The sequence below is a fragment of the Bacillus sp. JJ675 genome (assembly GCF_036963165.1).
GTDB lineage: Bacteria > Bacillota > Bacilli > Bacillales > Bacillaceae > Bacillus > Bacillus glycinifermentans.
Window position 1 is genome coordinate 93,065 of sequence record NZ_JBALMR010000010.1, and the last position, 25,783, is coordinate 118,847.

The 25,783-nt window shown below is 48.5% G+C and carries 24 protein-coding genes and 3 pseudogenes; 18 read left to right on the plus strand and 9 right to left on the minus strand.

Annotated elements, in window-relative coordinates:
• Positions 1 to 41 precede the first annotated feature (41 nt).
• Positions 42 to 671, plus strand: a pseudogene (locus V7126_RS03390) (aminopeptidase); the annotation flags it as partial.
• Between the two features lie 27 nt (positions 672 to 698).
• Here the strand turns inward: V7126_RS03390 and V7126_RS03395 are convergent.
• A complete protein-coding gene (locus tag V7126_RS03395; protein WP_175076528.1) occupies positions 699 to 2,030 on the minus strand; it encodes a M28 family peptidase in 1,332 nt (443 codons plus the stop codon).
• Positions 2,031 to 2,275: 245 nt separating this feature from the next.
• Between V7126_RS03395 and V7126_RS03400 the strand changes: the two genes are divergently transcribed.
• From V7126_RS03400 to V7126_RS03435, 8 genes and pseudogenes are all read left to right on the plus strand, one after another.
• The gene (locus V7126_RS03400; protein ID WP_175076527.1) at positions 2,276 to 3,052 is read left to right on the plus strand and encodes an IclR family transcriptional regulator; all 777 of its coding nucleotides are present in this window, start codon (positions 2,276 to 2,278) and stop codon (positions 3,050 to 3,052) included.
• Positions 3,052 to 4,005 carry a sugar kinase gene (locus tag V7126_RS03405; RefSeq protein ID WP_175076526.1) on the plus strand — a complete coding sequence of 318 codons (954 nt, stop codon included), beginning with the start codon at positions 3,052 to 3,054 and terminating at the stop codon, positions 4,003 to 4,005. Before V7126_RS03400 ends, V7126_RS03405 begins: the two co-directional genes overlap by 1 nt.
• A 24-nt stretch (positions 4,006 to 4,029) precedes the next feature.
• Positions 4,030 to 4,659 carry a bifunctional 4-hydroxy-2-oxoglutarate aldolase/2-dehydro-3-deoxy-phosphogluconate aldolase gene (locus V7126_RS03410; protein WP_175076525.1) on the plus strand — a complete coding sequence of 210 codons (630 nt, stop codon included), beginning with the start codon at positions 4,030 to 4,032 and terminating at the stop codon, positions 4,657 to 4,659.
• 5 nt (positions 4,660 to 4,664) lie between these two features.
• The gene (dgoD, locus tag V7126_RS03415) at positions 4,665 to 5,813 is read left to right on the plus strand and encodes a galactonate dehydratase (RefSeq protein WP_046130661.1); all 1,149 of its coding nucleotides are present in this window, start codon (positions 4,665 to 4,667) and stop codon (positions 5,811 to 5,813) included.
• Between the two features lie 51 nt (positions 5,814 to 5,864).
• Positions 5,865 to 7,194 (plus strand): annotated as a pseudogene (locus V7126_RS03420) (MFS transporter).
• A 102-nt stretch (positions 7,195 to 7,296) separates the two neighbouring features.
• On the plus strand, positions 7,297 to 8,022 hold the full coding sequence (locus V7126_RS03425) for a YwaF family protein (protein WP_175076524.1): 726 nt from the start codon (positions 7,297 to 7,299) through the stop codon (positions 8,020 to 8,022).
• A gap of 59 nt (positions 8,023 to 8,081) precedes the next feature.
• Positions 8,082 to 8,945 carry a glycosyltransferase family 8 protein gene (locus V7126_RS03430; protein WP_046130658.1) on the plus strand — a complete coding sequence of 288 codons (864 nt, stop codon included), beginning with the start codon at positions 8,082 to 8,084 and terminating at the stop codon, positions 8,943 to 8,945.
• A gap of 139 nt (positions 8,946 to 9,084) precedes the next feature.
• Complete coding sequence (locus tag V7126_RS03435) at positions 9,085 to 10,050, plus strand: phosphoglycerate dehydrogenase (RefSeq protein ID WP_046130657.1); 966 nt, start codon at positions 9,085 to 9,087, stop codon at positions 10,048 to 10,050.
• A gap of 38 nt (positions 10,051 to 10,088) precedes the next feature.
• On the opposite strand, the pseudogene V7126_RS03440 reads toward V7126_RS03435, so the two are convergent.
• A pseudogene (locus tag V7126_RS03440) lies at positions 10,089 to 10,470 on the minus strand (VOC family protein).
• Positions 10,471 to 10,609: 139 nt separating this feature from the next.
• Here V7126_RS03440 and V7126_RS03445 point away from each other — a divergent pair.
• Entirely contained in the window at positions 10,610 to 11,800 is a 1,191-nt protein-coding gene (locus tag V7126_RS03445; RefSeq protein ID WP_175076522.1) for a class I SAM-dependent rRNA methyltransferase, read from the plus strand.
• 97 nt (positions 11,801 to 11,897) lie between these two features.
• Complete coding sequence (putP, locus tag V7126_RS03450) at positions 11,898 to 13,364, plus strand: sodium/proline symporter PutP (RefSeq protein WP_046130655.1); 1,467 nt, start codon at positions 11,898 to 11,900, stop codon at positions 13,362 to 13,364.
• 51 nt (positions 13,365 to 13,415) lie between these two features.
• On the opposite strand, the gene V7126_RS03455 is transcribed toward putP, so the two are convergent.
• Together V7126_RS03455 and V7126_RS03460 are read right to left on the minus strand one after the other, a co-directional pair.
• Entirely contained in the window at positions 13,416 to 14,099 is a 684-nt protein-coding gene (locus V7126_RS03455) for a CidB/LrgB family autolysis modulator (RefSeq protein WP_046130654.1), read from the minus strand.
• Positions 14,081 to 14,467, minus strand: coding sequence for a CidA/LrgA family holin-like protein (locus V7126_RS03460; RefSeq protein ID WP_046130653.1), 387 nt, complete (start codon positions 14,465 to 14,467; stop codon positions 14,081 to 14,083). Before V7126_RS03460 ends, V7126_RS03455 begins: the two co-directional genes overlap by 19 nt.
• A 469-nt stretch (positions 14,468 to 14,936) precedes the next feature.
• On the opposite strand from V7126_RS03460, the gene V7126_RS03465 reads away from it, so the two are divergent.
• From V7126_RS03465 to thiE, 5 genes are all read left to right on the plus strand, one after another.
• Positions 14,937 to 15,365 (plus strand): DUF5082 family protein, encoded by a 429-nt coding sequence (locus tag V7126_RS03465; protein WP_175076521.1) that lies wholly within the window; start codon positions 14,937 to 14,939, stop codon positions 15,363 to 15,365.
• Complete coding sequence (locus V7126_RS03470) at positions 15,362 to 15,631, plus strand: YwqI/YxiC family protein (RefSeq protein WP_175076520.1); 270 nt, start codon at positions 15,362 to 15,364, stop codon at positions 15,629 to 15,631. The genes V7126_RS03465 and V7126_RS03470 overlap by 4 nt, the downstream gene beginning before the upstream one ends.
• Before the next feature lie 125 nt (positions 15,632 to 15,756).
• Entirely contained in the window at positions 15,757 to 16,671 is a 915-nt protein-coding gene (gene cidR / locus V7126_RS03475) for a cidABC operon transcriptional activator CidR (RefSeq protein WP_046130650.1), read from the plus strand.
• Positions 16,671 to 17,483, plus strand: a complete 813-nt coding sequence (gene thiM, locus V7126_RS03480) for a hydroxyethylthiazole kinase (protein ID WP_175076561.1) — start codon at positions 16,671 to 16,673, stop codon at positions 17,481 to 17,483. The genes cidR and thiM overlap by 1 nt, the downstream gene beginning before the upstream one ends.
• Position 17,484: 1 nt before the next feature.
• The gene (gene thiE, locus V7126_RS03485) at positions 17,485 to 18,156 is read left to right on the plus strand and encodes a thiamine phosphate synthase (protein WP_175076519.1); all 672 of its coding nucleotides are present in this window, start codon (positions 17,485 to 17,487) and stop codon (positions 18,154 to 18,156) included.
• Positions 18,157 to 18,172: 16 nt separating this feature from the next.
• Here the strand turns inward: thiE and V7126_RS03490 are convergent, their stop codons facing one another.
• On the minus strand, positions 18,173 to 19,336 hold the full coding sequence (locus tag V7126_RS03490) for an ROK family transcriptional regulator (protein WP_175076560.1): 1,164 nt from the start codon (positions 19,334 to 19,336) through the stop codon (positions 18,173 to 18,175).
• Between the two features lie 161 nt (positions 19,337 to 19,497).
• Here V7126_RS03490 and xylA point away from each other — a divergent pair, with 161 nt between their 5' ends.
• Positions 19,498 to 20,844 (plus strand): xylose isomerase, encoded by a 1,347-nt coding sequence (xylA, locus tag V7126_RS03495; RefSeq protein ID WP_175076518.1) that lies wholly within the window; start codon positions 19,498 to 19,500, stop codon positions 20,842 to 20,844.
• Positions 20,844 to 22,343, plus strand: a complete 1,500-nt coding sequence (gene xylB / locus V7126_RS03500; RefSeq protein ID WP_175076517.1) for a xylulokinase — start codon at positions 20,844 to 20,846, stop codon at positions 22,341 to 22,343. The genes xylA and xylB overlap by 1 nt, the downstream gene beginning before the upstream one ends.
• 40 nt (positions 22,344 to 22,383) lie before the next feature.
• Here the strand turns inward: xylB and V7126_RS03505 are convergent, their stop codons facing one another.
• The 4 genes from V7126_RS03505 to V7126_RS03520 form a co-directional block, all read right to left on the minus strand.
• Positions 22,384 to 23,922, minus strand: a complete 1,539-nt coding sequence (locus tag V7126_RS03505; RefSeq protein WP_175076516.1) for a solute symporter family protein — start codon at positions 23,920 to 23,922, stop codon at positions 22,384 to 22,386.
• Entirely contained in the window at positions 23,919 to 24,233 is a 315-nt protein-coding gene (locus tag V7126_RS03510; protein ID WP_175076515.1) for a DUF485 domain-containing protein, read from the minus strand. The genes V7126_RS03505 and V7126_RS03510 overlap by 4 nt, the downstream gene beginning before the upstream one ends.
• A gap of 171 nt (positions 24,234 to 24,404) precedes the next feature.
• On the minus strand, positions 24,405 to 24,965 hold the full coding sequence (locus V7126_RS03515; protein WP_175076514.1) for a flavodoxin family protein: 561 nt from the start codon (positions 24,963 to 24,965) through the stop codon (positions 24,405 to 24,407).
• 477 nt (positions 24,966 to 25,442) lie between these two features.
• A partial coding sequence (locus V7126_RS03520) for an anti-repressor SinI family protein (RefSeq protein WP_335496720.1) occupies positions 25,443 to 25,783 on the minus strand: 341 nt, incomplete at its 5' end.

Here is a 25,783-nt window from a genome sequence, read left to right on the forward strand (position 1 = left end):
TTGATATGCTCCCCTAAAGGTAGACAGATGAAATAAAAAAAGGGATTACGGAAGACATGTTTTTGAACGGCGCGATTTCCGCCGATTATGAAAAAGTAAAGGAAAGAACGGAAAACGTTTGTGAGGTCCTTTCAAACGGACGGTCTGTCCGTATAGATAAGGCGGGCTATATTCTTACGTTTTCAATCGACGGAAGGAAAGGGATTCCGAGCACCGGCATGTATTTGAATCCCGGGGAATCCGGCAACCTGCCTTCGGGTGAAGCGTATATCGCGCCGCTTGAAGGTACGGCAAACGGCCAAATCGAAATAGACGGGTCGCTGGCCGGCATCGGAACATTAAGCTCACCGCTCGTGTTAACGATTGAAGACGGACGGATCACGGATGCTGAGGGCGATGCCGCCGAACAGCTGCTGAACATTCTTGGGAGCGGCGACGGCCGGTGCCTCGGCGAGTTCGGCATCGGGACAAATGACCGCGCCAGAATAACCGGTGTCGTTCTCGAAGACGAAAAAGTTCTCGGCACCATACACACCGCATTCGGAAGCAACAACACGTTCGGCGGCACGATTGCAGCGGGTGTACATATTGACGGGGTGGTAACAAAGCCGACGGTTTATATTGATGATGAGCTGTTCATGGAAAATGGGACATTAAAAAAACAGAGCTGACGAGGCTCTGTTTTTTTAAAACGCGAATTATTGCGCCCGGCGTTCTTCCTTTTCGACTAAATCGTATACCGCTGTCCCGGCGATTTGCCCGGCCGTTTTCAGCCGGTCTTTGCTGATATGCTCAATCGTGTCGTAAGGGGTATGATACCATGGCTCCAAGGATTCGGTCCCCGGCTCCATCCAAATAAAATTGGCTGAATCGATTCCCGCGTCATGGAAAGGAACGTGATCTGATGAACCGCCCTTTCTCAAGGCTAGAACATCCTTTCCGATGTTCGCTGCGGCATTTTTGCTTAATTCCCAGATGAGATTTGCGGAACCGTCAGGTGTATTGATATAAAGCTGTGAAGCATTTTCCCAGCTTGTAGCGACCATGTCTAAGTTGAAGTTTGCTTTGCTTCTTTTTAATTCCTCCCCGGACAGCTTGCTGACATAATATCTCGAGCCGACAAGCCCGATTTCTTCAGCACCGAACGTAATAAAGCGGATTTCTTTATCGGTCGGGATGTTTTTCATAATCCGCGCCAGCTCAAGGACGGTGGAAGTTCCCGATGCATTGTCATTGGCTCCGGGCGCTTCGGGGACGCTGTCATAATGCGATGTGACATACACGATATCCGGATTTTTGATTCCTTTCGGTTTACGGACGCCGATGACGTTTTGAGAGGTTTGATTCGGGAAGGACTTGAGCTTTAGCGTTGCTTCCCGTTCTGTGAGCAGTTTTTCGCCGTCTTCCTTTTTGACGCCGACGACCGGAATGCCGGTTTTATTCCCGCTGAGGTTTGGCGTAAGCGGAACGAGGCTGTCTGCATTGTTATAGATGATAACCCCGGCAGCGCCCGCATCTTCCGCATTTTTCACCTTTTCATAAAACGTCAGCTCCCCTCTTAAAATAACGGCGATTTTCCCTTTCGCTTCTTCTGTGAAATCGCCGGCAAGACCGAGTCCGGCGTCATAGAGCGGAGCGGTCAGACCTTTGCCTGAAGTAGGAGCCGAACCTGCCGCAGGCCGGGACGATATTTCACTGCCACGGACGGTGAGCGTTCCTTCTAATCTGTCGGGGATGCTGAACGTCTGTGTACTCACTTTCAAATTCGATTTTTTCATTTGAGACGCGATGAATGCCGCGCTCTTTTTTTCTGCTTTCGTGCCTGTTACACGCGGCCCGATCGTCTCGCTTAAGTGGTAAATCGTTTGGTAAGCGCGGTTCTCATTGAATTTCTTGGCGATTTTCCCTTCCTGTTTCGATTGAATCGCTTGCGCTGCATGTACCGCGGACGTGCCCTCGGCTGCCGGCAGGAAAACGCCCCCCATAAGAACGGCTGCAGCCATACTAATGGCCATCATTTTCTTCTTCATTTCAAACCCTCCCTGATCGATCTTTAGTACAGAAAGATTCGCATTGCGAAAGAAAAATCCTGCCCCGGAAAAATAAATGAGGCGTAAGACTCGTTCAGTGCTGTTTATAAGGGAAGCGAGATCCATAAAAAAGAATCTGTTTGATATAAAAAAAGCAGTTGACGGGCGGGGTCCTTTCTGATTAAAATACGTCGAATAATCAGAATTCTGATTTTGAATCACATATGTGAATGGTGGAGGGTGTTATGTCTGTAAAATCCGCAGTACGCGTCATGCGTATATTTGAACTGCTTACAACCCATCCGGATGGGTTAACAATAAAGGAGATCGCAAGAGAATTAGCGCTTCCGCAGAGCAGCACATTCCACTTGGTTGTAACGCTTTTTGAAGAAGGCTATCTTCAGCAGGATGCGGGTAAGCGCTACAGGCTTGGAGCAAAGCTGATTCAAATTGGAACCGCTGCCATGGAATCGGTTGATATATCAGCCCAGGGCGTTCCTTATTTAAAACGGCTGATGGACGGCGTGCAGGAAACGGTGTTCATGGCCGTCCTGTCCGACGATCAGCTTGTCTATATTGCAAAGATCGACAACAACCGGTCGATCAGAACGACCGCACAGCCCGGATCGCGAAAGCCGCTATATTGCACAGGTCTCGGCAAAGCCTTTTTAGCCTTCATGCCGGAGGACGAAAGAAGGAAGCTTATCGACCGCATCGAATTCGTCCGGTTTACAAAAAACACGATGACAAGCAGGGAACAACTGGAGGAACAGCTGAAACAGTTTGCAGAATTGGGATATGCAATTGATGACGAAGAAAATGAAGAAGGCTTGTTTTGTTTGGCAGCTCCGGTATACGGATCAGACAGCGTCATCAAGGCGGCCATCAGCACGGCGGGACCCAAGGACCGCATGTTGAAAAGGAAGGATGTCATTGCCGAACAGCTTCTTGAAACAGCGGGAAAAATAACGGAAGCAATTGGCGGCTATGTTCAGCCGCCCCGCATGAAGGGGGGATTTTGATGGATGTCATAAGCATAGGAGAAGCGATGGCACTGTTTACTCCGAATGAAGACGGTCCCCTCAGATACGCGCGAAACTATTCTGCGAGAATTGCGGGAGCCGAAACAAACACATTGATCGGCCTTGCTAAGCTCGGGAAAAAAACGGGCTGGATCAGCAGGCTGGGAAAGGATGAGTTCGGGGCCATGATTCTTTCTTCTGTAAGAGGGGAAGGGGTCGACGTCAGCCGGGTCAAGATCGATGCGGACGCACCGACAGGCTTGTTTTTTAAAGAAAGGGCAAACGAGGCGCAAGTAAATGTCTTCTACTACAGGAACGGCTCTGCCGCAAGCTTTCTCGAAAAGGGCGATATCGATGAGGATTATATCAAAAACGCCGGTTTTCTGTACATTACCGGGATCACGCCGGCTTTGAGCGAGAGCGCTTCAGAAGCGGTGTTTTATGCGGTTAAGCTTGCCAGAAAGCATCATAAACCGGTCGTATTTGATCCGAATGTAAGAAAAAAGCTCTGGGAACCGGAACGTGCGAGACAGACGATATTGGAACTTGTCAAACAGTCTGATGTCGTTTTGCCGGGACTAGGCGAAGGCCGGTTTTTATTCGGGACAGATGATGAGAAAGACATCGCAGAGGCTGTTCACCAGCTCGGTTCTGATATTGCCGTCGTCAAGCTGGGGGCAAAAGGGGCCTACTACTCTTCCAAAAATGAGAGCGGTTACGAAAGAGGCTACGAGATTCAGAGAGTAAGAGATCCCGTGGGAGCCGGAGACGGCTTTGCCGCCGGCATTCTGTCGGGCTTGATTGAAGGCATTCCGCTCCCGGAGGCTGTTAAAAGAGGCTGCGCGGTCGGCGCTATGGTGACATTGGTAAACGGTGATATTGAAGGGCTGCCGGACCGCGATCGATTGTTTGCGTTTATGGAGCAATCCGAAGAGGACGATGTCAGCCGATAGACTTCAAATGAAAGGGTGAGAGAGATGGAGGCTTTATCACAAATTGAAAAACATAAAGTCATTGCGATCGTCCGCGGCTATCATGCGGATGATGCACTCAAAATCGCGGAAGCGTTAAAAGAGGGCGGCATCAGGCTGGTAGAGATGACGCTTAACTCGCCTCAGGCGCTGAAAGCGATAGAGGCCGTTTCAGAACGATATGGAGATGACATGCTTGTCGGAGCGGGCACGGTGCTCGACGCCGAATCGGCGAGAGCGGCTTTGTCGGCCGGTGCCCGGTTTATCCTGTCCCCGACCGTCAATGAAGAAACGATTAAGCTGACAAAACGGTATGGGGCGGTGAGCATTCCGGGAGCTTTTACCCCGACTGAGATTTTGACGGCTTACGAAAGCGGCGGGGATATCATCAAGGTGTTTCCGGGAACGATGGGACCAGGCTATATCAAGGATATTCACGGGCCGCTCCCGCAGATTCCCCTGCTTCCGACGGGAGGCGTCGGATTGGACAATATCCGCGAGTATTTGGATGCCGGAGCCGTCGGAGCGGGAATAGGAGGCGCCCTCGTCAAAACGAATGAAGAGGTCACAGGTCCGTATTTAGAAAACCTGAAAGAAAAAGCAAAGCAATTTGTCGAAGCAATCAAAAGGGGATGAGTGATATGAAGATTACAGGCTTTGAATGTTTTCAAGTGCCGCCGCGCTGGCTGTTCTTAAAAATCGAAACGGATGAAGGCATCACCGGATGGGGTGAACCGGTGATCGAGGGCAAGGCCGCAACCGTTAAAACGGCGGTCGGCGAATTAATGGAATACTTGATCGGCAAAGACCCGATGGATATTGAAGATCACTGGAACGTAATGTACAGAGGCGGGTTTTACAGGGGCGGCCCGATTCTGATGAGCGCGATAGCGGGAATCGATCAGGCGCTTTGGGACATTAAAGGAAAATTTTATAATGCACCCGTCCATCAGCTTCTCGGCGGGAAGTGCAGAGACTCCATTAAAGTCTATTCATGGATTGGAGGAGACCGGCCTCAAGACGTCGGTCTGGCCGCAAAGCAGGTGGTCGAAAAGGGTTTTACAGCCGTCAAAATGAACGGTACGGAAGAGCTCCAATATATTGACTCGCACGAAAAAATCGATCAGGTGATCGAGAGAATCGCGGCCGTCAGGGAAGCGGTCGGCCCCTACGTTGGCATCGGCATCGATTTTCACGGCAGGGTGCACAAGCCGATGGCAAAAATATTGGCGAAGGAGCTTGAGGCTTTTCGTCCGATGTTCATTGAAGAGCCTGTGCTGCCGGAGAACAATGAGGCGCTCAGGGATATCGCAAACCTTGTCTCGATACCGATTGCCACAGGTGAGCGGATGTTCTCAAAATGGCAGTTTAAACAACTGTTGACAGATGGCTATGTCGATATCATCCAGCCCGATTTGTCACATGCCGGAGGCATTACTGAATGCAAAAAGATCCTCTCGATGGCGGAAGCGTTTGATGTCGCGGCGGCCCCTCACTGTCCGCTCGGCCCGATCGCACTGGCGGCCTGCCTGCAGGTTGATGCGACTTGCCACAACGCCTTCATTCAGGAGCAGAGCTTGGGGATCCATTACAATAAAGGCACGGATCTGCTCGATTATATGCTGGATCAAGATGTCTTCTTCTACGAAGACGGCTATGTCCGCATTCCAAACGGGCCCGGCCTCGGCATCGATATCAACGAAGATCATGTCAGAAAAATGGCCGAAATCGGACATAACTGGCGAAACCCGGTATGGCGGCACAGCGACGGCAGTGTGGCAGAATGGTGAAAAATGATGGCGTTTTCATTCTAAAAAAGGTGTGAGGAAGGGAGAGGCGTAATGAAAGCAGCAAATGCAAAAGGGAAACCGACGAAGGTTCGGGTGCGCGTATTGTTGTTTATCTTTGTATGTGTCGTGATTAATTATATGGACCGCAGCAATATTTCGGTGGCCGCCTCACGGTTGGGGGACGACCTGAACTTATCAGCCGTTCAATTAGGCTTGATTTTTTCGGCCTTTGGCTGGGCATATTGTGCGCTGCAAATCCCGGGAGGCGGTCTTGTCGATCGGTTTGGCCCGAGGCTTGTCTACGGCTTTACGCTGATTACCTGGTCGCTTGCAACATTGCTGCAGGGGTTTGCCCGCGGCTTTGGCTCGCTTTTCGGTCTGCGGCTGGCGACAGGTGCCTTTGAGGCGCCGGCCTTTCCGGCGAACAACCGGGTGGTGACGTCATGGTTTCCTGAGCAGGAAAGGGCATCAGCCATCGCCTTTTATACATCCGGGCAGTTTGCGGGCCTCGCGTTTTTGACGCCGGCGCTTACTGCCATCCAGCATATCGTCGGCTGGCGCGGCCTGTTTATCGTCACAGGTGTGATCGGAATCATCTAGGGTATCGTCTGGTATGCGTTTTACCGTGATCCGGACCGTCATCCGAAAGTTAACAAAGCCGAGCTCGAACACATAGAAAAAGGCGGGGGAATCGTCCGCCGGCGTCAGGAGACAAAAGAGGAAAAAAACGCATTCAATTGGACGCATTTCAAACAGGTGACTGCTCACCGGAAGCTGTGGGGCATATATATCGGCCAATTTGCCGTCAATTCAACGCTATGGTTTTTTCTCACATGGTTTCCGACATACCTTGTGAAATATAGGGGGCTTGATTTTCTGGAGTCCGGTTTTCTTGCTTCGCTTCCTTTTCTTGCGGCCTTTATCGGTGTGCTGTTGTCTGGATTTCTGTCCGACTTTCTCGTGAAAAGGGGCGTATCCGCAGGGGTGGCCCGCAAGACCCCGATCATTACCGGACTATTCCTGTCGATTTCGATTATCGGGGCCAATTATGTTAATCAAACATCGTTGATTATACTGTTTATGACCCTTGCTTTTTTTGGGAACGGCCTTGCCTCCATCACATGGGTGCTCGTGTCTTCTCTTGTACCGAAGCACCTGATCGGGCTTACGGGAGGTGTCTTTAATTTCGTCGGAAGTCTCGCTTCAGTCATCGTTCCGATTGTCATCGGCTTTCTGGCTGACGGCGGAAGCTTTGCTCCCGCACTCGTCTTTACCGGGGTTCTTGCCTTAACTGGCGCTATCCTATATCTTTCTCGTAGGAAAAGTCGAACGGATTCAACTGCAAGACGAGTCAAATGAAAACCGAAATATCTCGATATAAAGATTCTCGACCACCGAATGATCGGCGGTTTTTTGGCTTTTTAGGAATAATTTCCGGGATTCGCCGCAAAATAACGGAAAACTATTCGATCAGGTGCTTCCAATGAATACATATTTTCGAAAAGATTATCATCTCGGTTCTTTTCATTTTTTTTCAACACCGCATATCGTGACATTGCTCGTGATTGCAGCACTCGGCGTTTGTCTGTTCGTCTTTCGGCGGACCCTCCAAGAGCCTAAATGGAACCGGGTGATTCGTTATGCTTTTGTTACGATTCTGATCATTTCAGAGATCAGTTATCATTCGTGGTTCATTTATGTCCGCTCATGGACGCCGCGCTATTGTCTGCCCCTTCATCTGAGCGATCTTTCCGTTTATCTCGTCATCATTTTGCTGCTCACAAAAAATCTGAACTTGTTTAAATTCCTATACTTTGCCGGATTGGGAAGCGCGCTTCAGGCCATGCTGACACCGGATTTGGGAAGATACGGTTTTCCGCACTTCAGGTTTTTCGAATTTTTCATTTCCCACGGGCTCGTCGTGCTGGCCTGCCTGTTCATGGTTGCCGCCGGGAAGTATAAACCGACGGTTCGCTCTCTTTGGATCACCTTTCTCATCATCAATGTATACGCGGGTATCATATTCGTGATCAACCGCATGCTGGAATCAAACTATATGTACATGATGAGAAAGCCGGGAGGCGGCGCATCGCTTCTCGATGTTCTCGGACCGTGGCCGTGGTATATCCTGTCGTCAGAAGCTGTGACTATCGTTTTCTTCTATCTCCTGTATGCTCCGTTTTGGATGAAAAAGAAAATGGAACGGTGACGTGTTTATTTTTCGAAAAAGGGGAATAGAACAAAAAAAGAGAAGGAGATGGAAACGATATGAAAAGCGACAGTACCATGCACATTATTTCTTGTACAGACAATAACTATGCACAGCATTTGAGCGTCATGTTCACCTCGCTGCTAATGAACATGGACAAAAATCGCGATGTCAAGCTGTACGTGATTGACGGCGGTATTGAAGAGGAGAATAAAGAACGGCTGAAAAAAACGGTCCATCGTTTCGGAGTTCCCGTCACATTTCTCGATGTAGAAAAAAGCAGGTACGACCGCGCCGTCGAGAGCAGCCATATTACAAAAGCGGCATACTACAGAATTTCGATTCCTGATTTGATCAGGGACGAAACCGTGAAGAGAATGATATATGTTGATTGTGACGCACTGGTGTTAGAGGATATAGCAAAGCTGTGGGATATGGACATTTCCCCTTATTTTGTAGCGGCAGTCGAAGACGCCGGCCAGCACGAACGCCTGAAAAAAATGAAAATCAGCGAAACTGCGAAATACTTCAACTCCGGCCTCATGATTATAGATATGGACAAATGGAGAAAACACAGCATTTCGGAAAAAGTGATCAACTTTATTAACAGCAACAGCGAAGACATGTTTGTATTCCATGACCAGGATGCGCTCAACGCGATTCTTTATGACCAGTGGCATGATCTTCATCCAAGATGGAACGCCCAGACCCATATCATGCTGAAGGAAAAAACGCCGGCGACTCTTTTGGACAAGAAGCGGTATATGGAAACAAGGGCAAATCCTGCAATCGTCCATTTCTGCGGAGGGAACAAGCCTTGGAATTCGCAAACCGCACACCCGTATGCACGACATTATTTTGAGTATTTGAAGCGCACAGCATTCCATCAGCCTGCCGACCTTTCTAAAAACCATGTCAGTTAACATGCCAGCCTTCTTTTTTTAGCTTAGATTCCTATATATAATCACGATAACCCTAACGTATCCCCATATCCGCTTGTTTCCTCATGATGGAAACAAGCATTTTTCTGGTCGCGAAATGAACAAAGAATGGAGGAAAAGCATGGCTAAAGTGCTGGTGACGCTAAGCGAACTTTTTTACCGCGCCGCTCCGCGCTTGAAAGAAAAGATTGAGGAGCTTGGGGCGGAATGCCTTTTTTTAGATTCGGAGAATGTAAGAAGAGAGGCTTTAATCACCCATGTCAAGGATGTCGATATTTACGTTCTCGGTGTTGAAAAAGCGGACCGCGAGCTGATCGATGCTGCCGGGAAGCTGCGCTATATCATCAAATTCGGCGCCGGAGTCGACAATATTGATGTGGCATATGCAAGACAGAAGGGGATTTCCGTCACGAATGCCCCGGGACAAAACGCGTCATCAGTCGCTGACCTGGCATTCGGCCTCCTCTTGGCAGGCGCAAGGTCGATTCCCCGGACAAATGACGACGTCAAAAACGGGATTTGGAAGATTTCCATGGGATATGAGCTTGATGGAAAAACGCTCGGGCTCATCGGTTTCGGGGAAATCGGCAAAAAAATCGCCAGACGTGCATCGGGATTTAATATGAATATTATGGCATACGGCACATACAAAGATTACAAATCGGCAAAGCAATTGAATGTGCGCTTTGCTGAACTCGATGACCTGCTGGCGAAATCTGATTTCGTCTGCATCAGCACATCATTGAGGCCGGAAACGTTTCATCTGGTGAACGAAGAACGCCTGGCGAAAATGAAAAATACGGCTTTTCTGATCAATATTGCCCGCGGAGAAGTCATCGATGAGAATGCGCTTATACAAGCGCTTGAACAGAAAAAGATCCGGGGTGCAGCGTTGGATGTTTTTGAGACAGAACCTCCATCTGCCCGGGTTACAAGCCTCCCCAATGTGATCTGCACCTCTCATATCGGCGGTGCAACTTTTGAAAGCATCAGGCGCATTGAAAAAATTACATCGGAAAACATCGAAAGGTTTCTAGGCAACGAGCCTTTAACATTCACCGTAGAATCGGGCAAAGCACGGACATAAAGAAAGAGGCGGTACAAAGGAAACCGTCTCTTTTTTCTTTAGGATCTTTGGAAAAACTCCACCAATTCTCCATCAGGACCGAAAATAAAGAAATAGCGGTAGCCGTTCGGCAGTTCGGTGATTTCGTCTTCAAAAAGCTGAATGTCCCTTTCTTTTACACGGGCGAAGTCCTCATCAATATGATCGGTAGAAACGGCAAAGTGATGAACCTTTCCTTCCTGCGGAAGCTTGTCATTGTATCCCTCGATAAGCTCGAGTTCCGTTTCGTTCCGGTTTTCAAATCCGAGAAATGCAAGCTTCATGATGCCGTTCGTGTGTGTGAGCCTGTCTTTCAGCTTCATGCCGACAACGTCCTGATAAAATGCAATCGAAGCCTCAATATCTCTTCACCATTAGACCTACATGGTCGATTTGTGCCATATCGTCTTTTCTCCTCCTTTTTCTACACCATCTTAAAAAATCGGAATCATCTGTCAATTTAATGATCTTCCTTTGCATAAAAACAGGGACGGAGCGTTATGGTAGGATAGAGAAATACTAAACATAAGGACTGAACAGAATGAAGACGCTAAAGATCAAGCAAGCCTATGCAGCAAAGATTAAAAAAGGCTATCCCCTCATTTTAAAGGAAGCCGTTTTATCCAAGTGCGACGATATCGCTGAAGGATCGCTCATCGGCCTCACCGATGAAACGGGCGGTTTTTTGGGGAAAGGCTATTACGGAGTGCAGAATAAAGGAATCGGCTGGGTGCTCACGCAAAACAGGGATGTGCCCATTGACCAGCAGTTTTTTCTCAGCCGTTTGGCAAAAGCTTTTCAAGAGCGGGACGAGCGTTTCTGCGATTCCGATACGACGGCATTCCGCGTATTTAACGGAGAGGGCGACGGAATCGGCGGATTGACGATCGATTATTATGACGGATATTTTTTGATCCAGTGGTACAGCAAAGGCATTTATGCCTATAAGGAATCGGTTGTGGCAGCGCTCGATGAACTCTCGGACTACAAAGCCATTTACGAGAAAAAACGGTTCAGTTCGGCCGGGCAGTATGTCGAAGACGATGATTTTGTAAAAGGAGCGAGAGGAGAATTTCCGATCATCGTAAAAGAAAACGGGATTCATTTTGCTGTCTATCTCAATGACGGCGCCATGACCGGCGTTTTTCTCGATCAGCGCAACGTCCGGAAGGCGATTAGAGACCGCTATGCAGAAGGAAAAACAGTATTGAACACTTTCTCATATACCGGCGCGTTTTCCGTCGCTGCTGCGTTAGGCGGCGCGGCGAAAACGACAAGCGTCGATGTCGCAAACCGCAGCTTGAACAGGACAATCGAACAGTTCAGCGTGAACGGCCTTGATCATGAAGCGCACGATATTAAAGTAATGGATGTGTTCAACTACTTTTCGTATGCTGTCAAAAAGCAGCTCTCTTATGATCTGGTCATTCTCGATCCGCCCTCTTTTGCAAGAACGAAAAAACGTACGTTCAGCGCTGCAAAGGATTACAAAAATCTGCTGAAAGAAACGATTGCGATCACCAAAAACGAAGGCGTTATCGTCGCTTCGACAAACAGCAGCGCCTTCGGAATGAATAAGTTTAAAGGGTTTATCGATGCGGCGTGCAAAGAAACGGGGACAAGCTGCACCGTCCTTGAAGAATATTCGCTCCCCGAAGATTTTAAAACGGTGAAAAGCTATCCGGAAGGCAATTATTTAAAAGTCGTGTTTTTGCGGATTCATCACCGATAAAGAACGGTTTCTTTCAATAAAAAATCTGAAAACGATACCTCTTGAGAGATTATTCATGTATATTGATATTACGTGAAAAATTGAACAGGGGGACGTTATGGATTACGGAGTCATGTTATCAATTGGAATTTATATGGCTGGAATGCTTTTGATTGGATATTTCGCCTACAGGCGGACATCCAATTTAACCGATTATATGCTTGGCGGAAGAAACCTTGGACCGGCTGTCACCGCTTTGAGCGCGGGCGCTTCAGATATGAGCGGCTGGCTTTTGATGGGCCTTCCGGGTGCGATGTACGTAAACGGGCTGAGCAGCGGCTGGATTGTCGTGGGACTGACGGCCGGAGCTTATTTAAACTGGCTGTATGTCGCACCGAGGCTTAGAACGTATACGGAAACGGCCGGCAACAGCATCACGATTCCCGATTATTTTGAAAACCGTTTTAAGGACGGTTCGAGAATTTTAAGGATTACATCAGCCTTTGTCATTTTGATCTTTTTTACCTTTTATACGTCATCCGGAATGGTCGCTGGAGGAGAGCTCTTCAAAACCGCCTTTCATCTCGATTACCGGATCGGCATCTGGCTGACGGCCGGTGTCGTCGTTTTGTACACGCTGTTCGGCGGCTTTTTGGCGGTAAGCTGGACCGACTTTGTACAGGGAACGATCATGTTTATTGCGCTGATCCTGGTGCCCCTCGTTGTTTTTATCCATTTAGGGGGAATTGCGCCTGCTTTTTCTGATATCAGCGCCGTCGATCCGCACCTTCTGCAGCCGTTTAAAGGAACGACTGCGATTGGCGTACTGTCGCTCCTTGCATGGGGGCTCGGCTATTTTGGACAGCCTCATATTATCGTCAGGTTTATGGCGATTTCCAATGTGAAAGAAATGAAGAGCGCCCGCAGGATCGGCATGAGCTGGATGATATTCTCAATCTGCGGCGCGATGCTGACAGGTCTTATCGGCATCGCCTATTTCAGCGTAAACCACCTGCCTTTAAAAAATCCGGAAACGGTATTTATCGTTCTTTCTGATCTGCTGTTCCCTTCCGTAATCACAGGGTTTTTGCTGGCGGCCATTTTGGCGGCTGTGATGAGTACGATTTCCTCGCAGCTGCTCGTCACGTCAAGCGCGCTTACGGAAGATTTTTATAAAGCGTTTATTCGGAAGAACGCATCTGACAAAGAGCTTGTTCTTGTCGGAAGGCTTGCTGTTCTTGTCATTTCGCTGATCGCGCTGATCATGGCGCTCCATCCGAACGAAACGATTTTGAACCTTGTCGGCTATGCGTGGGCCGGTTTTGGAGCAGCCTTTGGGCCGGTTGTCCTGCTGAGCCTGTATTGGAAGCGGATGACGAAGTGGGGAGCGCTTTCGGGAATGCTCTCGGGCGCGCTTACGGTTATCGCCTGGGAACAGGTAAAAGCCTTTGCTGCGGTCTATGAACTGATTCCCGGTTTTATTGTGAGTACGGCTGTCATCGTGATCGTGAGCCTGCTGACGAAAAAGCCTTCGGCCGAGATTGAAAGCGAGTTTGATACGGCTGTAGAAAATCTGAAAAAGTAAAGGAACATGGAAAAAGGGCCTCCGAAGTTTGATTCGGAGGCCCTTTTTTGGCTACACGGCAATAAGCGAAATAAGAAATGGCGCGGCGCAAAGCGTAATGATCGCTGCCAAAATCATCGATACGCTTGAAATCGTTCCGGATACGGAGCTGAGCTCAAACGCTTTTGACGTACCGGCGCCGTGTGCGCTTGTTCCAAGCAGCACGCCTCTGGCGATTTCATTATCGATTCTGAAATAACGGATGACCATCGGGCCGATCACTGTGCCGAACAAAGCGGTCAAAATGACAAACACGGCGGTAACCGCAGGCACTCCGCCGATCATTTCAGAGACGCTCATTGCGATTGGCGTTGTCACTGATCTTGGAACGAGGCTCTCAATAAGATCCGCATTCAGCTTGAACAGCTTTGCGATAAACGCTGTTGACAAAATGGCGATGCAGCTTCCTACCGCCACGTTAATGATAATTTCAGCGGCATACTTTTTTAAAATAGGAAAGTATTTATACAGCGGAATCGCAAAAGCTACAGTAGCCGGCTGAAGCATATCGGTTAAAAGGCGCCCTCCGGCATTGTAGGCGTCAAAAGGCACGTTGATCAAAAGCAGCAGGCCGACCAATATGAGCGGCGTGATCAGTAAAGGCGAAGCATACACCTTCGGATGGCGTTTGTACACCGCCTTGGCTCCCATATAGATCAAGACTGTTGCGATCAGACTTAAGCATCCGATGAACATGTTTTTTTCCTTTCCTTTCTTTTAGCAATGATTTGCGTCAGCATCCCTGTCGATACCATAACGACAAACGTGCTGATCAGAACGACGAGTATAATGCTTGTTCCGAAGTGTTTGAGAATATCCCCATAGTTCATAATCCCGACTGCTGAAGGGATAAAGAACAATAGAAGTTCCGCGAGAAGCCACAATGCCCCGATTTCAACCCATTCAAGCTTAATGACCTTGAAATGGAGGAGCGCAAAAACGACGATAATCCCGAGGATGCTTCCGGGAATATTTATATGAAGAACGTCTACAATCAGATTCATCAAACGCGCAATGAAAAATAAAAGAGCGACCTGACTTATTCCTTTAATGAATGTTTTCATGTCATTATCCCCCTTTCTAGACAAAAGTGTACATGAGATTAAAGTATAGGTAAAATACATATACAGAATAATGATTATTCATTTTATCTATATGGGAATACGAGAAATCAGGGCGAAAGAAACAGTTAATTGACTAAAACTGTAAAACGGCTGACGGAATAGACTTCCTGTTTTCTGTGACCATTACACCTTCCTGCTCCCGTGTCTTTGGTCTTTCCACGATGAGAAGAGGGATTGGATTCGTGCAAAAAGACTGGTCTGATATTCTTAAAAAACGGCTTGTTTCAGATTGTTCACCATGTACAAATCCCTAAAAACAGTATTTAAAGCCTATTCAACATCCGTGCTTTTCGACTTAAACTATAAATATTGGAAATGTGCGCAAGTCTAGTAAAAGATGTGAATCTATGCTTGATCGGATCAAGAAAAAGTCATTCCACATCATCATGCAATTTCAGAGGTGACAAAAATGGACTACTCAGGCACGCTGGAGAAGATACACGGGGTTCTCTCCCACAAGGCCCAAGAGCTCGAAGAACAAATTTCAAGACTGGAACGGGCAAAGCGCGATGTTGAAAGAGAACAAGGCTTAGGCATCGAAGAAATCAGACAGATTTTGCGTCCGGGTCTTGGAGAAGCATGGACCGGAAGCCGGGCAGCCGACTTTGATGAAGCACGTGATGAAGCGCACACCGCCATGTACAGGATATTTAACGATGATTATGAGAGGTATATCCATAAAATCGATTTGAAAATATTTGCATTAGACGCTGAAAAAGGGGCGGTCGAGGCTGCGAGCTGGTCTGCTGACCGGGCGGACTATCTGCTGGAAAAAGGGGATGAAGCGCTCGATGCCCTGCATAGTACAATCAACGGTCTAAAAGGGTGGTTGAAATGAGCAAAACGATCAAACTGAACCATGGCGCGGTCATGAAACAGCTGGATCAAGTGAAAAGGGCGCTTGACTCGCTCTCTCTGCAAGGGCCGTCTGCCGGATCGCTTGGGCAAAATAAGCTTGATTTTACAGCAAAGTGGCTTGAACGGGAGGAAACCATCCGCGATATGGTGAACCAGTACAAAGAAGCTGTTCAAAAAAATATCGAAGACACTTGTTCAAACGTGGATAGCCTGAAGGAGCAGGATGAGGCCATCGCCAGAAAATAAGCGCCGCCGGCAGCAAGCCGGCAGCGCTTTTTTATATTGGGCGGGGTGCAGAAAATGTTGAATTTGGTTTAAAATATGGTGTGAAGCGAAAATCGTGCACGAAGCTCTGAAAGGATGTCAACCAAATGGACATACGTCATTTAACTTATTTTTTAGAAGTGGCCCGCCTGAAAAGCTTTACGAAGGCTGCCCAGTCGCTATACATCTCACAGCCGACGATTTCCAAAATGATCAAGAATCTTGAAGAGGAGCTGGGAATCGAGCTGTTTTACCGGCGCGGAAGGCAGATTGAACTGACTGACGCCGGCCAAAGCATGTACGTGCAGGCGCAGGAAATCACGAAATCGTTTCAAAATTTAACTTCAGAGCTGAACGATTTGATGGACGTAAAAAAAGGGCATGTCAGGATCGGACTGCCGCCGATGATCGGTTCAGGCTTTTTTCCGAAGGTCATCGGTGAATTTAGGGACAAATATCCGAATGTCACGTTTCAGCTTGTTGAACACGGGTCTGTGAAAGTGCAGGAGGGCGTAGAGGACGGATCGCTCGATATCGGGGTCGTCGTCCTGCCGGCGAAAGAAGAGGTCTTTCACTCGTTTACGATCGTAAAAGAAGATTTAATGCTGCTCGTTCATCCGTCACACCGTTTTGCCGGCGAAAAGGAGATCGAGCTTCGCCAATTGAGTGAGGAACCGTTTATTTTCTTTCGCGAAGACTTCGTCCTTCATGAACGGATCATTACAGCATGTTTGAAGGCCGGATTTCGGCCGAACGTAATTTATGAAACATCCCAATGGGATTTTATCAGTGAAATGGTGTCGGCCAATCTCGGAATCGGCCTGCTCCCTGAAAGAATCTGCCGGGATCTTGACCCCGAGCGGGTGAAGGTCATTCCTGTTGTCAGACCGTCCATACCCTGGCATGTCGCCGTCATATGGAGAAAGGACCGCTATCTTTCATTTGCAGCCAGAGCCTGGATCGACCACACCAAATCGTATATATGGAGCCCGAACGAAAGAATAGGAAGGAATGAAGCATGATGAACCGACAAGATGCCGCCCAAGCAATAGAGAAAGTCAGAAAAGAAAACCCGCTCGTGCATAATATGACGAACAACGTCGTGACGAACTTCACCGCAAACGGCTTATTGGCCCTCGGCGCTTCCCCTGTTATGGCCTATGCAAGGGAAGAGGCGGCCGACATGGCGAAAATTGCCGGCGCTCTCGTATTGAACATCGGCACGCTGAGCCTTGAGGTCGTTGAGTCGATGATCATCGCCGGAAAATCGGCGAATGAACACGGCGTTCCCGTTATCCTTGACCCCGTCGGCGCCGGCGCGACGCCGTTTCGAACGGCATCCGCCCAGCGCATCATGCGAAAAGTCAAGATCTCTGCCGTCAGGGGCAATGCCGCCGAAATCGCCAACACGCTCGGTGAAGAAAGCTGGGTGATAAAGGGAGTTGACGCCGGAGAAGAAAAAGGCGACCGGATCGCTCTGGCCAAAAAAGCGGCCAGCGTCTGGAATACAACTGTTATCATCACCGGTGCCGAAGACGTCATCACCGACGGGACAAAGCTGTATACCGCCGGAAACGGGCATGAGCTGCTGACGAAGGTGACGGGTACGGGCTGTCTCTTGACGTCTGTCATCGGCGCGTTTTGCGCCGTTGAAAAAGAAGCCTGCAAAGCCGCTGTATCAGCCGCGGTTTTTTATGGCTGCGCGGCGGAAATAGCCGCCGAAAAAACGGCGCATCAAGGGCCCGGAAGCTTTCAGATTGAATTTTTGAATCAGCTTGCCGCCGTCAATTCAGAGGATATAGAAGAGCGCGGCTTGATCATGGAGGTGGAGTAGGATGGCGCGTATTGTGCGGAAAAACATGAAAGACATGCTGTCCGTATACTTTATTATGGGCTCAAATAATACGGACGGCGACCCTTTGGCCGTGATTGAAGCTGCCTTAGAGGGCGGCGCGACTCTCTTTCAATTCCGCGAAAAAGGAGACGGGGCGCTAAAAGCGGACGAAAAAAGAGCTTTTGCGAAAAAAGTGCAGGCTCTGTGCCGCGAAGCTGGAGTCCCTTTCATCGTCAATGACGACGTTGAGCTTGCCCTTGAACTTGACGCCGACGGCGTTCACATCGGCCAGGATGACGAAAAGGCCGGGGACGTCCGGGCCAGAATCGGGGACAGGATTCTCGGCGTGTCAACGCATACGCTTGAAGAAGTGCTGCAGGCGGAAAAGGACGGGGCCGATTATATCGGAGCAGGGCCGATTTATCCGACGGAAACGAAGCGGGATGCGAAAGCCGTCCAAGGCGTCGCCCTGTTGAAAGAAATGCGGAAGCGGGGCATCGGCATTCCTGCGGTCGGAATCGGCGGGATCACGCTTGAAAACTGCGCGCCTGTCGTGGAAGCAGGAGCGGACGGCATCAGCATCATCAGCGCCATCAGCAAGTCCTCTGATCCGAAACAGGCCGCTGCTCGGTTTCGCACGAAGGTTGAAGCCGTTAAAAGCGAAAATTCCTAAAACGGGGTTTGCGCTTTTAAAATTGTTCATCTATAAACCGCTCCAAGAACCGCTCAATGATAATATAGGAAACACCGAGCGATGAGGCGGTGCGGCCGAGGGAGGAAATGTTCAGACGGTAATCGGTCAGCGCTTCTTTTTTACTTCTTGACGAAATCGTCTTCTTAATCGAATCGACGATCGCCGGATAAGATTCGACAATCGTATTTCGCAAAATAATCGTCTCCGGATTCAACGTTTTGATGATGTTGACGAGTCCCACGCCTATGTAAAAGCCGAATGTCTCGAACGTTTCCAGCATCTTTTGATCGCCGCGGTCGGCCAGCTCCTTGACCGTTTGATACAAAGGGGCCTTGGTATGCGAAAGATACGGAGAAAAAACGGCTCTTTCCGACGCATACAGCTCCCAGCAGCCTTTATTTCCGCATCTGCATAGAGGGCCGTTAATGTCGATCGACATGTGCCCCGCTTCTCCCGAAAACCCTTGCACGCCCCTGAACAGTTTGCCGTTCATCAAAATTCCTAAGCCGATGCCGGCATTGATGCTTACGAAAATGGCGTGTTCCAAATGTCCGGAATCGCCGTACTCCCTTTCGCCGATGGCTCCGGCATTCGCTTCATTTTCAACGAAAACCGGTACATTGTACGCTTTCTCAAGAAGGCTTTTTACTTGGAGAAGGTGAATCGGTTTATTCGGGGTGAAAACGACGTTCTGGTCATTGTCGACCAGGCCCGGCACACACACTCCGATCCCTGTCAAACCGTAATGGGAATCAGGTATCTTTGCGATGGCAAGTTCGATCAGTTCAATGAGGGCCTGCTCTGTCGCCGGAATGTCCGTCTCATCAAGTTCACGCTCGTATTGCTCAATAATCTCGCCTTCCAGGTCGGTTAAAACGACGATGATGTAATTCGTTCCGATATCAGCCCCGATCGCATAGCCGGCTTTCCGGTTAAATTTCAGCATAACGGGCCGTCTGCCCCCGCTCGATTGACCGCGGCCCGTTTCAAAAATAATGTCCTTTTGCAGCAGGGAAGACACTTGGGAAGAGACCGTTGACTTATTAAGCCCGGTTATTTCTGAAAGCTTTGCCCTTGAGACGGGGGAATTGGCTATGATTTGCTCAAGGATGAGGGCTTTATTCATTTTTTTGACAAGTGCTTGGTCTGCTGTATTCAATCCGATCACTCGCTTTTGATGTAGTGCTTTCATTATAGTACAGCGAATTTAAAAAACTCAAATTTTTCTAATATTGTAATTGAAAGCGCTTCGATCATCTTGTAAAATAAATGGAAAGAAGTTAGTTTAATGGTTAAACAAACTTTTTAGGGGGACTGTGAATGTTTTTTAAAGAAGTAGAAACGGTCAAGTATGAAGGGGCAGACTCGGATCATCCATACGCTTTTAAATATTACAACCCTGATGAACGGATCGGCGGCAGAACGATGAAGGAGCATCTCCGTTTTGCTGTTTCTTATTGGCATACGTTTGATGCGGACGGAAGCGATCCGTTCGGAGACGGGACGATCAGCCGCTCATGGAACAGGATGACGCATCCGCTGGATAAGGCGAAAACGCGCGCTGAAGCGGCATTCGAATTTTTTGAGAAGCTCGGCGTGCCATACTTCTGCTTTCATGACGTTGACGTCGTTCAGGAAGGCGATACATTGCGGGAAACGTTTCTTTATTTGGATAAAATGGTGTCATTTCTTAAGGAGATGATGGAGACAAGCGGGGTGAAGCTATTATGGAACACAGCAAATATGTTTACGCATCCGCGATTTGTGCACGGCGCCGCCACATCCTGCAATGCGGACGTATATGCGATTGCAGCGGCAAAAGTGAAAAAGGGGCTGGAAATCGCCAAGGAGCTCGGCGCTGAAAACTATGTGTTTTGGGGAGGCCGGGAAGGCTATGACACGCTGCTGAATACAAACATGAAGCTTGAGCTCGACAATTTGGCAGCATTTTATCGAATGGCAGTCGATTATGCACAAGAGATCGGCTTTGACGGGCAATTTCTGATTGAACCGAAGCCGAAAGAGCCGACAAAGCACCAATACGATTTTGATGCAGCGACATCGATCGCATTTTTGGAAACGTACGGTTTAAAAGAGCATTTTAAATTGAATCTTGAAGCAAATCATGCCACTCTTGCCGGACATACGTTTGAGCATGAGCTGAGGGTGGCTGCGCTCCACGATATGCTCGGCTCGATCGATGCGAATCAGGGAGATTTGCTGTTGGGATGGGATACGGACGAATTCCCGACAGATCTGTACGGCGCAGTCCTCTCGATGTACGAGATTTTAAAAGCGGGCGGCTTTAAAACGGGAGGCATCAATTTTGATGCGAAAGTAAGGCGCGCCTCGTTTACGGATGAGGATTTGTTTCACGGGCACATCGCGGGAATGGACACGTATGCGCTCGGCTTCAAAGTCGCCTATCAGCTTTTGGAGAACCGGGCGATCGAAAGCGTCATAGAAGAACGCTATGAAAGCTATTCGAAAGGAATCGGCCTCGACATTGCCGAAGGAAAAACGGATTTGAAAAAACTGGCCGCCTATGCACTCGAAAACGACCGCATCGAAAATAAGTCAGGCCGGCAGGAAATGCTTAAAGCAATGGTGAACCGCTATTTATTGAATGCTTTACGGTCAGAGCCGGCAAGAAAGGAGAAACATTAGTGGAATATTGTATCGGGGTTGACCTTGGCACAAGCGCCGTCAAAGCGATCCTCGTCAACCGGCACGGCGGCATATGCGGGGAAGCCTCAAAGCCGTTTTCAATCATCGAGCCTCATGCCGGTTATTCCGAACAGGATCCGCGCGAGTGGGCGGAGAAAACGAAGGAGGCCATAAAAGAACTTGTCGGAGGGCACCGGGGAGGGGCCGATGAGATCAAAGGCATCAGCTTCTCCGGGCAAATGCACGGACTGGTGCTTTTGGACGGCAAAGGAGAAGTGCTGCGGAATGCGATATTGTGGAATGACACCCGTACGACCGAACAATGCCGGCTGATTAACGAAGTCATCGGTAAGGCGCGCCTTCTTGAGCTCGTTAAAAACCCTGCGCTCGAGGGATTTACGCTTCCGAAGCTTTTGTGGATCAAGGAACATGAACAAGAGCTTTTTCAAAAAGCGGCCGTATTTTTGCTGCCAAAGGATTATGTCAGGTATACCATGACAGGGTGCATTCAGAGCGAGTATTCAGATGCGGCGGGCACGCTGCTGCTTGACGTGAAGCATAAAACATGGAGCGGCGAAATGTGCCGGCGGCTTGAGATTCCTGAATCGATATGCCCAGAATTGGTCGAATCCGGAAGCTTTGTCGGCTGTCTCACTTCCAAATTTGCCGAAGAAACAGGCCTCACGCCTGAAGTAAAGGTTTTTGCCGGAGGGGCTGACAATGCATGCGGAGCGGTCGGCGCCGGCATATTACACGAAGGCACCGCTTTGTGCAGCATCGGCACGTCAGGTGTTGTACTCTCGTATGAAAAAGATCCAGATCAACAATTCCGGGGCAATATTCACTTGTTCAACCATGCGGCGCCTGGTGCCTATTATTCAATGGGTGTGACGCTTTCCGCGGGCCGCAGTTTCAGCTGGTTTAAGGATGTATTCGCCAAGGATGAAGCATTTGATTCGTTGATCGGTGAAGTGGAAGAATCCCGGCCCGGTTCAAGAGGTCTGCTGTTTACGCCTTATCTTTCCGGGGAAAGGACCCCCCATGCTGACGCGGAGATTCGCGCCAGCTTCATCGGAATGGACAGCGGGCACAGGAGGGCTGATGTTGTCAGAGCTGTTATTGAAGGCATCACATTTTCCCTTCATGAGAGCATCGAACAATTTCGCGCCGGAGGGAAAAACATCAGCCGCGTCATTTCGATCGGCGGAGGGGCAAAAAGCGAAGAATGGCTGCAAATCCAGGCCGATATTTTTAACGCCGAGATCATCAGGCTGAAAAGCGAGCAGGGTCCGGCCTTCGGAGCTGCGATGATCGCGGCGGTCGGCTGCGGCTGGTTTCCGACGCTGGAAGCTTGCGCTGAACGCTTCGTTCGCATAAAAGAGACGTTTCAGCCCCGCCCTGAATACAGCAGGCAATATCAACATATTTTTCCGGTTTACCGGGATGTTTATCGCCATACGAAGCCATTGAACGAGCGGCTGGCATTTTTGCGCGAATAGCCCGATGCTTTTCTTTTGAGCGTCGGGCTTTTGACGCGGGCTATGACTGGTCCATATGGACGCCCGTATGCGCCTTTACTTGAATTTCCGCAAATGCTTCATCGCCATTGTTTTTTGGCGATAATACCGTCCCGAGATAAGCACCTAAAAATCCGAGCGGAATAGAAATGATCCCCGGGTTTGAAATCGGAATCAGCGGATCTCCAACAAAGATTGCGTTCCCGGCGGGATCCCAAACACTCGGGCTCATCGACACGAGAATGAGGGCGCTCAGGAGCCCGGTCAAGCTGCCGGCCAGCGCTCCGACGGCGTTAAACCGCTTCCAAAAAACAGTGAAAATAATAAGCGGCAGATTGGCGCTTGCCGCAACGGCAAAGGCCAGCGACACAAGGAATGCGACATTCAGCGATTGAGCGAAGACGGCGAGCAGGATCGAAAGAACGGAAACACCGATGGAAGCCCATCTTGCCGCGAGCATCTGCTCTTTCTCCGTTGCACTTCCCTTTCTAATGATTTGACTGTAAATATCGTGTGCAAAAGCGGAAGCTGCTGAAAGGACAAGCCCTGTCACAACCGCTAAAATCGTAGCAAAAGCGATGGCCGAAATAAACGCGAACAAGAAATCGCCGCCGAGCGCCTGGGCCAGGAGCGGAGCAGCCATATTCCCCGCCTTATCCGCGGCCAAAATGTCTTCAAAGCCGACAAATGCGGCGGCGCCGAAACCGAGAAAGACAGTCATAATATAAAAAACACCGATAATCCATGTAGCAGATACGACCGACTTTCTGGCAGTCTTGGCATCCTTCACCGTATAAAACCTGATGAGAATATGGGGAAGTCCGGCTGTTCCGAGGACAAGCGCCAGATTCAGCGACAGCGTTTCAAGAGGAACTTTGTATTTATTGCCGGGATTCAAAAAATCCGCACCAAGTGGAGTAACGGTTTTCATTTGATCGAACATATTCGTAAGGCTGAATCCGAATTTTGAAAACACCATGATGGAAATAACAAGCGTCCCCGCCATTAAAAGAACAGCTTTAATGATCTGCACCCAGCTCGTTGCGATCATTCCTCCGAACACGACGTAGATCGTCATCAAAACGCCGACGATGCAAACAGCCAGCGTGTAGTCAATGCCGAGCAGAAGCTTGATCAGCGCACCGGCGCCGACGAGCTGTGCGATCATATAAAATGTCGATATGGCAATCGTGTTTAATGCAGCGACTCCGCGAACCTTCTTTTGCCGAAAACGGGAAGCGATCATATCCGCCATCGTAAACTTTCCAAGATTTCTGAGCGGCTCGGCCACGATATAAAGAACCACTAAATAAGCGACTAGAAAACCGATGCTGTAAAAAAAGCCGTCAAAGCCGTTTAGAGCGATCATGCCCGCAATGCCGAGAAAAGAAGCGGCCGACATGTAGTCCCCGGCGATGGCCAGTCCGTTTTGAATACCGGTAAGCCCCCCTCCGGCCGTGTAAAATTCACTCGCCGTTTTTGTCTGTCTTGCCGCAAAATACGTGATGACAAGCGTAAGGGCTACGATGATGAGAAACAGAATAAAGGCTGTCGCACTCATGATTCAGCGCCTCCAAATTCCCGTTTGCATTCATCCGCCATTCTGTCAAACTGATCGGCTTTTCTCGTGTAAAGAATGCACAGCGTCCATGTCATTGCAAATTGTGCAATCGCGAAGATCCACGCCCATGTAATCGGACCGGCGGCGGATTCGTTTAAAAACGTAAAATAAGACGTTAAAATCGGCAAAAGGAAATAAAAGATCAGAAAGAAAACCGTCATCGGTACGATAAAGGCACGCTTTTTCTTTAGAAGCTCTTGAAACGCCGGAGATGCAGCAGCCTTGCTGTAATCTATTGTATCTTCTTTCATTCGGTTCATCCCTCCTGTATTTGTCTTAAAAGATACAACAAGGTATGTCACAGGCTCCGGTTTTATTCTTCAAATTTCATACGCAACCTTATTTATATAAGATGAAAGCCCTGACGATCTCTAAAAAATACTGTTTCCATTGCGAGGATTGATTGTTCGCTTTTTCTTTTGTCATACTTTCCACCTCTTATTTGCCGCCAGTTGATGTTTTAGTTCGTTTACAGAAACAAGCGCTGCACGATCGTTTAAAATGCTGCCGGGCTGATTTGCTTTTCCGATAAGATAACCGCCGAATGTCATGCCCATGAAGTCAAAAATATATTGAAACTGCTGAATGAGGGGCAGGCCTTTGATATGGGGCTCGTCATCACCGACAGCGATGACGTATGCCGTTTTTCCGGACATCTGCCGTTTAAAATCATCTCTTCCTATTTCAACAAGCGATTGGGACCAGCGGTCAACAAAATGTTTCATCAGTCCCGACATGCCGTACCAATAGATTGGAGTGGCAAAAATGATGTCGTCTTTATCCAGGATTCGGCTTAACAGGTCTCTGTAATCATCGTCGGGGTAAACCGGAGAGCCTTCACTGTGCCGATAATCCTCCACAGCTTTGACATGATAGTCGGACAAACTGATCTTGTCTGCATCAAGTCCATCTATTAACCGGTTCACAAGTGTTTCTGTATTGCCGTTTTTGCGGGAACTCCCGCAGATTACTGCAATCCCCATAATAAATCTGCCTCCTTTTGTTTCAGTTTATAATGAAAAATAAAGATCAGTAAAATTGATATTTTAGTTTTTTTTCATCGAAAAAACCGATTTTAAAAGCGTATTATATCCGGTAAAAAAGCAGGCAGCCGGTGACATACCGGTTTAAGGGAAGGCTCTGTATCACGTCAGAAATGATGATCTATGGAGGGGGTTGCTGGATTGTGCATATTCGCGGATAAAGCGGAAAAGGAGGATTTGAATATCATATAAAAGAAAGTCAGCATCGGCCTGCCTCTGCCGGAACAAACAAGAGTGGCAGTATTCTCATCTGAACCTGCAGAAAGCCGTCTGAAAGGGCTGGGCAAACGAGGGCCTAGAGCTGAATTACGTCATTATCAATGTTAAATACTCTTTAAAACAGCCGGTTGGATCATCTTGAAAAATCAAGATTCAACAGAACCGCCTGTTTTATTAAATAATTGTCGGGCTAAATATCTACTGCTTCAGCTGTTTGCCGGCATCTTTCTGCTTGGATTGGGAGGAAAGAAATTTTTTGACATCCTCAATATCCAGGCCCAGATTTTTCGCCTCCTTCATTAAAATCACCCAATCTTTGTCCAGTTTGTGTTTCGTTTGAGTATTCATAGACTCCTCCAATATGATAAGACGTTTTACATCCCAAGAAAAAACCCGGATTTTTCCTTGAGATGTACTAAAGTTATAAAACAACACCTTTATGAAAACAATGACAAATTTCATAAAAAATTCACAAATCCAAAAAAATAAACCTACATATTCCCTAAATAAATGACTAAAAAACCCAAAAAATCTTAGAT